Source organism: Pseudomonas sp. MIACH, assembly GCF_001269925.1.
Classification (GTDB): Bacteria; Pseudomonadota; Gammaproteobacteria; order Pseudomonadales; family Pseudomonadaceae; genus Aquipseudomonas.
Genome location: NZ_LHVO01000027.1, coordinates 51,594 through 63,925 on the forward strand (window position 1 = coordinate 51,594; position 12,332 = coordinate 63,925).

Here is a 12,332-nt window from a genome sequence, read left to right on the forward strand (position 1 = left end):
TGTCTCAGAGGCGTAGAGCGGGCGCAATTGGCGTCTGTCGGGAGATGACATTAAAACGATGGCGCGTGTTTACGCCGTTTCCATTGGCTCAAGCGCTCTTGCAGTGCCTGAGGCGTGTCGATCTGCTGCTGACGCGCGCGGCTGAACAGGATCAGCATCAGCTCCGCCGTGGCGAGTGCGTCGGCGCTGGCGTGATGGCGCTCGCCTACGTGCAGGTTGAAGTGATTGATCCAGTCGTCCAGCCCGGCTTCGCGGATCGGTGCCTCGGGACACAGCAGCGGGGCGATGTCGGCCACATCGAGGAATGGGTGGGCCAGGCGGTAACCCAGGCTGTCCTTGAGCGCGCGGCCCAGCATGTGTTGATCGAACGGCGCGTGGAAGGCGAGCAGCGGGCTGTCGCCGACAAACTCCATGAAGTCCAACAGTGCCTCGACCGGGTCGCTGCCGGCAGCAATCGCGCTGGGGCCGATGCCGTGGATCAACACGCTGGGGCTGAGTTTGGTTTCGGCGCGGTGCAGGGTGCGCTCGAACAGTTGGGAAAAGTCCACCGCGCCGTCCTCGATCACAACCGCGCCGATGGACAGCACCTGGTCACGGTTGAGGTTCAGGCCGCTGGTTTCCAGGTCCACCACGACCCAGCGCTGGCTGCGCAACGGATCGTTGCCCAGCGGTGAGGGCTTGCGCAGTTGCTCCAGACGCTGTTGTTGCGTGCTGTCGAGTCCCGGTTTTTTCGTCCGCAGCCAACTGAACAGACTCACAGCTGATACCGCAACGTCAGGCTGCTCTGCAGGCGCTGGGCCTGGCGCAGGGATTCGCGCAGGATGCGCCGGTCCAGGTGGTTGAGGCTGTCGGGGTCGACGCGGTTGGAGTACGGCTGGTTTTCCCGGGTCTGCAACTGGTGCTGCTGCATGCGGGTTTGCTGGATAAAGTGGTACGCCTCTTCATAAGCGGCGCCATCCAGCGGCTCGATCACTTCTTTGACCACCAACTGGCGCAGGCGCTCCAGGGTGTTATTGGCGTGGATGCCATTGGCCATGGCCAGCAGGCGCGCGCCATCTACAAAAGGTGTCAGGCCCTGCACTTTGAGGTCGAGTGTGGCCTTTTCCGCGCCTTTACGGGTCAGCACAAAATCGCGGAAACGTCCTACGGGCGGACGCTGGCGCAAGGCGTTCTCGGCCAGCATGCGTTGGAACAGCCGGTTATCCCCGACCTGGTCAAGAATGCCCTGGCGCAGTTGCTCGCAGCCCCGTTCATCGCCCCAGACTGCGCGCAGGTCAAAATAGATACTCGACCCCAGCAGGTTCTCCGGCGTCGCCTCGCGAATAAACGCGGCAAACCGCCGTGCCCATTCAGCGCGCGACAGGCACAGCTCCGGGTTGCCGGCCATGATATTGCCTTTGCACAGGCTGAACCCGCACAGCGCCAGGCTCTGGTTGATCTGCTGCGCCAGGGGCAGCAACCGCTCGCGAATCTCGGCGGCTTCCACCGCGTCCTTGGCTTCGAACAGGATGCCGTTGTCCTGGTCGGTGTACAGCGTCTGCTCGCGCCGGCCTTCGCTGCCGAAACACAGCCAACTGAACGGCACGCCGGGGTCGCCTTTTTCGGCCAGGGTCAGCTCGATCACCCGGCACACGGTGTGATCGTTGAGCAGGGTAATGATGTGGGTGATCTGGGTCGACGACGCGCCATGGGCGAGCATGCGCTCCACCAGTTGGCCGATCTCGCCGCGCAGCGCTACCAGGTTCTCCACCCGTGGCGCATTGCGGATGGTGCGGGCCAGGTGCACCAGGTCGACCCGTTGCAGGGAAAACAGGTCGCGCTCGGACACCACGCCGCACAGGCGCTGGTCCTTGACCAGGCAGACGTGGGCGATATGCCGCTCGGTCATGGCGATGGCGGCGTCGAAGGCGCTGTGGTCCGGCGTTAAAAAGAACGGCGCCTGGGTCATATGGCCTTCAATGCCCTGGCTGAAGTCGCCGGTGCCGTCGGCCACCACCTGGCGCAGGTCGCGCAGGGTGAAAATGCCCAGGGGGGCCTTGTCTTCGTCGACGATCACAATGCTGCCCACCTGCTGCTCATGCATCAGCGTTACCGCTTCGCGTAGCGGTGTCTGCGGGCTGCAGGTGACCGGGTGGCGCATGGCCAATTCGCCCAGACGGGTGTTCAGGGAGTATTGCGTGCCGAGGGTTTCCACGGCTTTTTGCTGCACTTGCTGGTTGATCTGGTCCAACAGGCTGCTGACGCCGCGCAAGGCGAAGTCCCGGAACGGGCTGGAGAGGGCGAACAGCTTGATAAAGGCTGGCTTGTTCAGTTGCAGGCAGAAGGTGTCTTCGGCGGCTTTATGTTCGGTGCGGGTGGCCCGCTCTCCTAACAGCGCCGCGAGGGGAAAACACTCACCGGTGGTGATTTCGAAGGTGGTTTCTGCTGAGTCCGGGCGCTCACCCACGACTCGGCCTTGCTTGACGATGTAAAAGTGTTCGACCGGCCCGCCCGAGGGCTTGAGGATGCTCTCGCCGGGGCCGAAGAAGCGCAACTGGCACTGTTCCACCAGGAACGCCAGGTGCGCGTGTTCCATCTGGTTGAACGGTGGGAAGCGTTGCAGGAACTGCAGGGTGCCGTGGATGTTCTGCAATACAGCAGTTTTCCCCGCCTGGGCGAAGGCATCAGCTTTACTCATAACCATGACCGCAATTTTTTTGTCGTTATCGTCCTGCATGGTCGACTCCTGAGCGGCAGGTGCCCATTGGACGTAAGTCTAGGTCGATGAAAATGCCGCATAACTAAGGAAAAACCTTACACGACTATCGTCCAAACCCCGTAGAACGCCCACTAGGCAAACTTTCCGACGAAGTGCACATTGATCGCCCTTCCGCAGATGTCTGACGAGTGTGCTGGGAGATTGACGAAAACTGCTGAGAAACGTATGTCCGACCACGATATTTTGAGTGATGCCGAGCGCGAGGCGCTGAGCGCCGTGATGCTGGAGCCTGATTTACCGCCACAACGCGTGTTGATTGTTGACGATGACAAGGACGCGCGGGAACTGTTGGCGGAGATCTTGGGGTTGGACGGTATTCGCTGCATGACTGCCGAAAGTGGTGAGGCCGCGTGGAGTTTGTTGAAATCCAGCAGCTCCATCGGTTTGCTGATCACCGATCTGCGCATGAAACCCAGCAGCGGTCTGGAGTTGATCAAGCAGGTGCGCGAATCCACTCGCGCCGCGTTGCCCATCATCATCATGTCGGGGGATGCCGAAGCGCCGGATGTGATTGATGCGATGCATTTGAGCGTGGTGGATTTTCTGTTGAAGCCGATCGACAGCGTGAAGTTGGCGAAGCTGGTCAAGCGCGAGTTGGGGATGGCTTCCTGATTTTGCGGTGTCTGTACGCGCCTCATCGGGAGCAAGCCCCCTCCCACAGTTGACCGCGTACATCCAGCACCGCCCCAAAGAAAAAGCCCTGATCTCACGATCAGGGCTTTTTCATTTACAGGCCGTTTTTAGCCTTGAACTCCCGACGCCGACGGTGCAACACCGGCTCGGTATAGCCATTCGGCTGCTTGGTCCCTTCAATCACCAGCTCCACCGCGGCCTGGAACGCGATATTGCTGTCGAAATCCGGCGCGAGCGGACGGTACAACGCATCCCCTGCATTCTGACGGTCCACCACCGGCGCCATGCGCTTGAGGCTTTCCATCACCTGGGCTTCGGTGACGATGCCGTGGCGCAACCAGTTGGCGATGTGCTGGCTGGAGATGCGCAGGGTGGCGCGGTCTTCCATCAGGCCGACGTCGTTGATGTCCGGCACTTTCGAGCAGCCCACGCCTTGGTCGATCCAGCGCACGACATAGCCGAGGATGCCCTGGGCGTTGTTGTCCAGTTCGTTGCGGATTTCTTCCTCGGACCAGTCGGTGTTGCTGGCCAGAGGAATGGTCAGGATGTCGTCTACCGACGCGCGCTCGCGCTTGGCCAGTTCGGCCTGGCGCGCGAACACGTCGACCTTGTGGTAGTGCAGCGCGTGCAGTGCGGCGGCCGTTGGCGATGGCACCCAAGCGGTGTTGGCGCCGGCCAGTGGGTGGGCGATTTTCTGCTCAAGCATCGCCGCCATCAGGTCGGGCATCGCCCACATGCCTTTACCGATCTGTGCACGGCCTTGCAGGCCGGTGCTCAAGCCGATATCGACGTTCCAGTTCTCGTAGGCGCCGATCCATTTTTCCGCCTTCATCGCCGCCTTGCGCACCATCGCGCCGGCTTCCATGGAGGTGTGGATTTCGTCACCGGTACGGTCGAGGAAGCCGGTGTTGATAAACACCACGCGCTCGCTGGCGGCCTTGATGCAGGCCTTGAGGTTGACCGTGGTGCGGCGCTCCTCGTCCATGATCCCGACCTTGAGGGTGTTGCGCGGCAGGTTCAGCACGTCTTCGATGCGGCCGAACAGCTCGTTGGTGAACGCGGCTTCTTCCGGGCCGTGCATCTTCGGCTTCACGATGTAGACCGAACCGGTGCGGCTGTTCTTGCGCGTGTTGTTGCCGTTGAGGCTGTGGATCGCCGCCAGGCTGGTGAGCAGGCCGTCGAGGATGCCTTCCGGTACTTCGTTGCCGTCTTTGTCGAGGATCGCGTCGATGGTCATCAAGTGGCCAACGTTACGCACGAACAGCAGCGAACGGCCGTGCAGCGTCACGTCCTGGCCGTCGACGCCGGTGTAGACGCGGTCGGCGTTCATGGTGCGGGTGAAGGTCTTGCCGCCCTTGGCCACTTCTTCGGCCAGGTCGCCCTTCATCAGGCCGAGCCAGTTGCGGTAGATCACCACTTTGTCATCGGCGTCGACGGCGGCGACGGAGTCTTCACAGTCCATGATGGTGGTCAGCGCGGCTTCCATCAGCACGTCTTTGACGCCGGCGGCATCGGTCTGGCCGACCGGGGTGCTGGCGTCGATCTGGATTTCGAAATGCAGGCCGTTGTGTTTCAGCAGGATCGCGATCGGCTCGGCAGCAGGGCCCTGGAAACCGATCAACTGGGCGTCGTCGCGCAGGCCGCTGTTGCTGCCGCCCTTGAGGCTGACGATCAGCTTGCCGTCGGCGATCTTGTAGCCGGTGGAATCGACGTGGCTGCCGGCGCTCAGTGGCGCGGCTTCGTCGAGGAAGGCACGGGCGAAGGCAATGACCTTGTCGCCACGCACTTTGTTGTAGCCCTTGCCCTTCTCGGCGCCGTCGGCTTCGCTGATGGCGTCGGTGCCATACAGCGCGTCGTACAGCGAGCCCCAACGCGCATTGGAAGCGTTGAGGGCGAAGCGGGCGTTCATCACCGGCACCACCAGCTGCGGGCCGGCCATGCGGGCGATCTCGTCATCGACGTTTTGGGTCGAGGCCTGGAAGTCTGCGGCTTCTGGCAGCAGGTATCCGATGTCTTGCAGGAAGGCTTTGTAGGCCACCGGGTCATGGGCCTGGCCGGCGTGGGTCTGGTGCCAGGTATCGATCCGCGCCTGGAAATCGTCGCGTTTGGCGAGTAGGGCTTTGTTCTTCGGCGCCAGGTCGTGGATGACCTTGTCGGCGCCGGCCCAGAACTGGTCGGCCGTGATGCCGGTACCGGGAATGGCTTCGTTGTTCACGAAGTCGAACAGGACTTTGGCGACCTGCAGGCCACCGACTTGAACGTGTTCAGTCATTGCTTGCCTCACTCTGCGGAGCTTATGCGCTGTTTCAGATTTTCATTATGTAGTGCACGGGAGGGCATACTACATGATGACTTGCGGTTGTGAAAATTAGACTAAATACGTCGTTTAGCGACCCACTTTGGTCGTACGGTCACAGCGGAGAACCGGATGTTCTCAAAAAACTATTGGATTGTTCCAGATAAAAATAAAAATGGTACACGATTTGTTTTCGAGGGCTTCCGAGTCCACCTTGTAGATTGAATTCAGAGGGCGTCGCCATGGACCATCTTGTACTCACTATTATCGCCGCCGACAAACCCGGCCTGGTGGAACGCATCGCGCAGAACATTGCGGCCCACGGCGGCAATTGGCTGGAAAGCCGAATGGCGCATATGGCCGGGCAGTTTGCCGGGATCCTGCGGGTCAGTGTTCCTGCGGAGAGCCGTCAGGCGTTGGTAGGGGCGCTGGAAGACTTATCCACCCATGGCATTCGCGTGCTGGTAGGAGAGGGCTGCACCGGGCAGGCATCGGCTTCCAAACCGATTGTGATGACCTTGGTCGGCAATGACCGCTCGGGCATCGTGCGTGAGATAACCGCGCTGTTGAGCAAGCAGGGCGTGAACCTGGAACGCCTGAGCACCGATGTGCGGCCGGCCCCGATGAGCGGTGATCCGCTGTTCAATGCCGAGGCGTTATTGCAGGTGCCCGCGACGCTGTCCCTGGATAAGTTGCAGGCGTCGCTGGAAACCTTGGCGGATGACCTGATGGTGGAACTGCGCGCCGAGGAATGATTGGTCCACAAGGTTATGCATGGAAATCTTGCATGGGCCTGTGGATAACCTTTGGGTGAATGTCTGCAAGCCACGCTGGCTGTGGCTTACAGAGGCTTGTACGTTATTTGATCAGCGCTTGCGCACGGTGAGCCAGGCGTCCACGCTGTAGACCACCAGGCCTGCCCAGATAAAGGCGAAGGCGATCAGCGTGCTTGGCGCCAGGTGTTCGCCGAACAGCAGCACGGCTTCCAGCAACACCAGGGTCGGTGCCACATACTGCAAAAAGCCTAAGGCGGTGTAGGGCAAATGCCGCGCGGCGGCGTTGAAGCACACCAGCGGGATCAGGGTCACCGGGCCTGCGGCCACCAGCCACCAGGCTTCGGAAGTGCTCCAGAAGGCCAACTGCGCACTATGGGCCGAGGGGTTGAACAGCAACCACGCGACAGCAATCGGCACCAGCATCCAGGTTTCCACCACCAGCCCCGGCAGTGCCTTGACCGGCGCCTGCTTGCGGATCAGGCCGTAGAAACCGAAGGTCAGCGCCAGCACCAACGACACCCATGGCAAGCTGCCCACCTGCCATACCTGCTGCGCCACCCCCACAGCGGCGAGTGCCACGGCCACCCATTGCAGGCGACGCAGGCGCTCGCCGAGGAGCAGCATGCCCAGCAGCACATTCACCAGCGGGTTGATGTAGTAACCCAGGCTCGCTTCGAGCATGCGCCCGCTGTTGACCGACCACACATAGGTCAGCCAGTTACCGGCGATCAACGAGCCGCTGAGTGCCAGGATTGCCAGGCGCTTGGGGTTGTCGCGCAATTCGCGGAACCAGCCGGGGTGCTTCCACACCATCAACAGCAAACCACCGAACAGCGCCGACCAGAGCACCCGGTGCACGATGATTTCGGCGGCGGGCACACTGGCGATGGCTTTGAAGTAGAGCGGGAACAGACCCCAGATGACATAGGCGCTGAGGCCCAGGATGTACCCCTTGCGGGGGTTGGCGGCTTGCATTCGGAGTCCTTGCTTAGGCAGCTAACAAAGCGCGATTGTAAGGATATTTGTCAACCAATGGGATTACCCTTCTGTAGGAGCGGGCTTGCTCGCGAAGATCGTTAACGATAACGCGGGCATCCTGACTGCACGCGGCGCCCTCAGGTTTTTCGCGAGCAAGCTCGCTCCTACAGGAGCGAGCGGCGATTTCAGAAGAGTTTGAGGGGTTCTTCGTTGAGCGCTGAGAGCTGCTCACGCAACGCCAGCACTTGGTCGCCCCAGTACCGCTCGCTGCCGAACCACGGGAAGCTGTGGGGGAACGCGGGGTCATCCCAGCGCCGTGCCAGCCAGGCGCTGTAGTGCATCAGGCGCAATGCGCGCAGCGGTTCGATCAGCGCCAGTTCGCGCGGGTCGAAGTCGTGGAACTCCTGGTAGCCGTCCATCAGTTCCGACAGTTGGCCCAGGCATTCCTGGCGATCACCGGCAAGCATCATCCACAAGTCCTGCACCGCCGGGCCCATGCGGCAGTCGTCGAGGTCGACGATGTGGAACATCTCATCGCGGCACATCATGTTGCCGGGGTGGCAATCGCCGTGCATGCGGATGTTCTTGTGCGGCGTGGCTTTGTAGACCTCTTCCACACGCTTGAGCAGGTCGCGCGCTACGGACTCGTAGGCCGGCAGCAGGCTCTTGGGAATGAAGTTGCCTTCGAGCAGGGTGGTGAGGGAGTCGTGGCCGAAGTTCTTCACACCCAAGGCTTCGCGGTGTTCGAACGGGCGGGTAGACCCCACGGCGTGCAAGCGGCCGAGTAGCTGCCCAAGGCGATAAAGCTGGTCAAGGTTGCCCGGCTCCGGTGCACGGCCGCCACGGCGAGGGAACAAGGTGAAGCGGAAACCCGCGTGTTCGAACAGGCTTTCGCCGTTATGAATCATCGGCGCGACCACCGGCACTTCGCATTCGGCCAACTCGAAGGTGAAACGGTGCTCTTCGAGGATCGCTTCGTTGGTCCAGCGCTGGGGGCGGTAGAACTTGGCGATCAGCGGTTCGGAGTCTTCGATGCCTACCTGATACACGCGGTTTTCGTAGCTGTTGAGCGCCAGAACGCGAGCATCGCTGAGGAAACCGATGCTTTCGACAGCGTCGAGTACCAGGTCGGGGGTGAGTGTTTCAAACGGATGGGCCATGCGAACTCCTGCGCGCAGCAGGTCGCCGCGTCCGGCCGGGTATGGTAACGCTGTAGGAGCGAGCTTGCTCGCGAAAAACCTGAGCGCGCAGTGGGGTGTCAGGTTCCGCTGCGTTATCGTTGACGATCTTCGCGGGCAAGCCCGCTCCTACAGTGGGGCGTTCTATCAGGCGCCGACAATCCCGCCATCATCGCGCCGTATCGCCATCACCGAAGAACGCGGCTTGCCATTCGGCAGGTGTTCCGGCCAGGTCGAACCACCGGTTTCGCCTGGGTGCTGAATCCCCACAAACAGGGTTTTCTGATCCGGCGAGAAGCTGATGCCCGTCACCTCACAGGCCACCGGCCCAACCATGAAACGACGGATTTCCCCGGTGCTTGGGTCGGCGCAGAGCATCTGGTTGTTGCCCATGCCAGCGAAGTCGCCGGCGTTGCTGTAGTCGCCATCGGTGAGAATCCACAGACGCCCGGCCTTGTCGAACCCCAGGCCATCGGGGCTGTTGAACATGTTCTGCGGGTTGATGTTCGACGAGCCGCCTTTTGGCGTGCCGGCATGCGCGCCCGGGTTGCCGGCCACCACAAACAGGTCCCAGCTGAAGTCCGCTGCGCCGTGGTCATCGGCGTTGGCCTTCCAGCGCAGGATCTGGCCGTAGACGTTTTTCTCACGCGGGTTGGGCCCGCCCACCGGTTGGCCGTCTTCGCCGCGCTTGGCGTTGTTGGTCAGGGTGCAATAGACCTGGCCGTCGGTAGGGCTGACCACGATCCATTCCGGGCGGTCCATGCGTGTGGCTTTCACCACACTGGCGGCCAGGCGTGCGTGGATCAGCACTTCGGCCTGGCTGGCGAAGCCGGTGCTGGCGTCGATGCCGTTTTTGCCATGGGTCAGCTCGACCCATTGCCCTTTGCCTTTCGGATGATCGGCGTTGCCATCGCCCGCATCGAAGATGGCCACGTACAAGGTGCCGTGGTCGAGCAGGTCTTTGTTGGCCTTGGGGTTCTTGTGGTTGATCTTGTCGCGGCTGACGAACTTGTAGATGAACTCGCCGCGCTCGTCGTCGCCCATGTACACCACGGCGCGGCCGTCACGGGTTTCTGCCAGGGCGGCGTTCTCGTGCTTGAAACGGCCCAGGGCGGTGCGTTTGGCCGGGGTGGATTGCGGGTCGAACGGGTCGATTTCCACTACCCAGCCGTGGCGGTTGAGTTCGTTGGGGTTCTTGGCCATGTCGAAGCGCGGGTCGTGCAGGTGCCAGTTGATCTCTTTGCTGGCGGCCACCACGCCGTAGCGTTTCTGCCCGGCATCGAAGCTTTGCTGTGGGTTGCTGCTGCCGAAGCAGTCGGTGAAGTTCTCTTCGCAGGTCAGGTAAGTGCCCCATGGGGTCTTGCCGTTGGCGCAGTTCTGGAAGGTGCCGAGGACTTTTTTGCCCGACTTGTCGGCGCTGGTTTTCAACCATTCGTGGCCGGCGGCGGGGCCGCTCAGGCGGATCGGTGAGTTGCCGTGGATGCGGCGGTTGTAGCGCGAGTCCTGGACGAATTGCCAGGTGTCACCTTTGCGCCGCACTTCGATCACCGACACGCCTTCGCTGGCCTGGGCCTTGTGCACGTCTTCGGCCGATTGCGGCGCGCCGCCGTGGGCGTAGAGGTAGCGGTAGTTGGTGTATTCGTTGTTGATCGCCATCAGCGCGCGGTTGTCGTCGCCGGGGAAGGCGAACAGGCTCATGCCGTCGTTGTTGTCGCCGAACTGCTGTTCCTGGGCCTTGGCGGTGCCGTTACCGGACGGGTCGAAGGCCGGGGCGCTCTTGTGCAGCGGTTGGCCCCAACTGATCAGCACCGAGGCGCTGTAACCCGGCGGCAGGGTGATGGTGTCGCTGGTGGCGGCGGCGATGCTGGCAAAGCCCAGCAACGGGCTGGCGGACGCGGCGTTGACGGCCAGTGCGCTGCGGCTCAGCAGGTTGCCGCCGAGGAACATCGCCGCACCACAGAGGGCGCCGGCACCGATAAAGCGGCGGCGGGTGAGGCCAACCATCTGTTCGAGGTCGGTGGCTTGGTTTTCTTCTAATAGGCTCATATCAGGCTCCCTGCGGTTTTTGCAGACACCTTAAGGAGCGGGCGTGACGAAATTGTTGCAGTTTGACGCGCCGTGCCGCTTAGACCGGCGTGCCGAGCAGTACATTGCTGGGCGCAAATTGCACCTGGAGCGTGCGACCCACGGCGGCGTCCAAGGCCTGAAGCACGGCGGGCTGCGCCAAGGCGCATAAAACCTGGCCGTTGGGCAGGGCGATGCGCACTTCGCTGGGGCCGTCCTCGGCGGCGAGAATCGCGTCTACGGTCCCGTTCATGCAATTGTGTCCAGGTGTTGCAGGCGTATCCAGCGCCAGTAATTCCAACCAGCCGGCCTTGATCAGCGCGACCACTTCCACGCCGGGTTCCAGCTCCAGCCGTTGCGTGCTGTCGTGGGTGATTTGTGCTTGCAGGGTCAGCCCGCCGGCCAGTTGCAGATGGATCAGGTCGTTGCGGCCATGGGACTCGATGGCGATCACTTGCCCGTGCAACTGGTTGCGCGCGCTGGTGCGCAGCATCAAGCGGCCAAGCAGGTTGAAGTCGCTGGCGGCTTCATCCGAGCCGAGCACTTCGGCCTGCAACACTTGCAGGCGCTGGTAGAGGCGCAATACCCGTTCACCCTCGGCCGTGAGTTTGGCGCCGCCGCCGCCCTTGCCGCCGACGCTGCGCTCCACCAATGGCTTTTGCGCCAGGTTATTCAGTTCATCGATGGCGTCCCAGGCGGCCTTGTAGCTCAATCCGGCGCTTTTGGCGGCGCGGGTGATTGAGCCTTGCTCGGCAATATGCCCGAGCAAGGCGATGCGCTGGGGGCGGCGCAGGATATGTTGGCTGAGGGACGTCGGCAGGGACATGGGGACACACTTCAATGAGATGCGCCGACGTTGCCGCCCTGGCGCACGGGAGTCAAGTCAGGCGCCGGGTTTGGGGGTGCGGGCCAGGCAGTACACATCGACCTGCCGCGCGCCAGCGTTCATCAACAACCGCGCCAGGCTGTGGGCGGTGGCGCCGGTGGTGAGCACGTCGTCCACCAACGCAAAGTGCCGGTCTTGCACCTGGGCATCGCCGGCCAAGGCGAAGGCGCCCAGCAGGTTGCGTTTGCGGGTCTTGGCGTCGAGGTGTTGTTGCGCCACGGTTTCATGGGGGCGTAACAACAGATGTTCATCATATTCGATGCTCAGGTCTGCGCTCAGCCAGCGTGCCAGCATCAGGGCCTGGTTGTAGCCACGTTCGCGCAGGCGCTTGCGGGCCATGGGCACCGGCAACAGGCAGTCGGGTCGCGTGAGTTCGGCGTTGTCGAAGCGATGCTGCAGGTGTTGCCCCAGCAGGTGACCCAGCAGATGCCCCAGTGGCCAGCGTGCCTGGTGCTTGAAGCGGCTGATCAAGGTGTCGACGGGAAAGCTGTAGGCCCAGGGCGCGATCACCTGTTTAAACGCGGGCGGGTGTTTCTGGCATTCGCCGCAGACCAGACCGTCCATCGGCAACGGTAAGGCGCACACCGTGCAGTGCTCCATGAGCCATGGCAGTTCGATTTCGCAGGCGTTGCAGATAAAATCGGCGGTTCCCGTGCGTTCATCGCAGATTAAACACGGTTGGTTGTTTTTTAGCCAGATGTAAACTTCATGTTTGTATCTCGGTTGACAGTGCATGAATCTTCCTTAAATATGCCGAGCATCC

General features: G+C 62.0%; 10 protein-coding genes and 1 pseudogene. 3 read left to right on the forward strand and 8 right to left on the reverse strand.

Annotated features, from left to right (window positions below):
• Window positions 1-50: 50 nt before the first annotated feature.
• Both AD670_RS09640 and AD670_RS09645 read right to left on the reverse strand, forming a co-directional pair.
• Window positions 51-758 (reverse strand): PolC-type DNA polymerase III, encoded by a 708-nt coding sequence (locus AD670_RS09640; RefSeq protein ID WP_053131021.1) that lies wholly within the window; start codon window positions 756-758, stop codon window positions 51-53.
• Complete coding sequence (locus AD670_RS09645; protein ID WP_172681461.1) at window positions 755-2,677, reverse strand: putative nucleotidyltransferase substrate binding domain-containing protein; 1,923 nt, start codon at window positions 2,675-2,677, stop codon at window positions 755-757. The genes AD670_RS09640 and AD670_RS09645 overlap by 4 nt, the downstream gene beginning before the upstream one ends.
• A 246-nt stretch (window positions 2,678-2,923) precedes the next feature.
• Between AD670_RS09645 and AD670_RS09650 the strand changes: the two genes are divergently transcribed.
• Entirely contained in the window at window positions 2,924-3,370 is a 447-nt protein-coding gene (locus AD670_RS09650) for a response regulator (RefSeq protein WP_053131027.1), read from the forward strand.
• Between the two features lie 115 nt (window positions 3,371-3,485).
• On the opposite strand, the gene AD670_RS09655 is transcribed toward AD670_RS09650, so the two are convergent.
• Window positions 3,486-5,663 (reverse strand): malate synthase G, encoded by a 2,178-nt coding sequence (locus tag AD670_RS09655; protein ID WP_053131030.1) that lies wholly within the window; start codon window positions 5,661-5,663, stop codon window positions 3,486-3,488.
• A gap of 266 nt (window positions 5,664-5,929) precedes the next feature.
• Between AD670_RS09655 and AD670_RS09660 the strand changes: the two genes are divergently transcribed.
• Window positions 5,930-6,442 carry a glycine cleavage system protein R gene (locus AD670_RS09660; RefSeq protein ID WP_053131033.1) on the forward strand — a complete coding sequence of 171 codons (513 nt, stop codon included), beginning with the start codon at window positions 5,930-5,932 and terminating at the stop codon, window positions 6,440-6,442.
• Window positions 6,443-6,553: 111 nt separating this feature from the next.
• Here AD670_RS09660 and rarD read toward each other — a convergent pair whose 3' ends face one another.
• A complete protein-coding gene (gene rarD / locus AD670_RS09665; protein ID WP_053131035.1) occupies window positions 6,554-7,438 on the reverse strand; it encodes an EamA family transporter RarD in 885 nt (294 codons plus the stop codon).
• An 85-nt stretch (window positions 7,439-7,523) separates the two neighbouring features.
• Between rarD and AD670_RS31930 the strand changes: the two are divergent.
• A pseudogene (locus AD670_RS31930) lies at window positions 7,524-7,610 on the forward strand (outer membrane lipoprotein carrier protein LolA); the annotation flags it as partial.
• A gap of 16 nt (window positions 7,611-7,626) precedes the next feature.
• Here the strand turns inward: AD670_RS31930 and AD670_RS09670 are convergent.
• The 4 genes from AD670_RS09670 to AD670_RS09685 form a co-directional block, all read right to left on the reverse strand.
• Window positions 7,627-8,601, reverse strand: coding sequence for a serine/threonine protein kinase (locus AD670_RS09670; RefSeq protein WP_053131039.1), 975 nt, complete (start codon window positions 8,599-8,601; stop codon window positions 7,627-7,629).
• A 165-nt stretch (window positions 8,602-8,766) separates the two neighbouring features.
• A complete protein-coding gene (locus AD670_RS09675) occupies window positions 8,767-10,665 on the reverse strand; it encodes a PhoX family phosphatase (protein ID WP_053131041.1) in 1,899 nt (632 codons plus the stop codon).
• A gap of 79 nt (window positions 10,666-10,744) precedes the next feature.
• Complete coding sequence (locus AD670_RS09680; protein ID WP_053131043.1) at window positions 10,745-11,509, reverse strand: TOBE domain-containing protein; 765 nt, start codon at window positions 11,507-11,509, stop codon at window positions 10,745-10,747.
• A gap of 57 nt (window positions 11,510-11,566) precedes the next feature.
• Window positions 11,567-12,304, reverse strand: coding sequence for a ComF family protein (locus AD670_RS09685; protein ID WP_053131045.1), 738 nt, complete (start codon window positions 12,302-12,304; stop codon window positions 11,567-11,569).
• Between the last annotated feature and the right edge of the window lie 28 nt (window positions 12,305-12,332).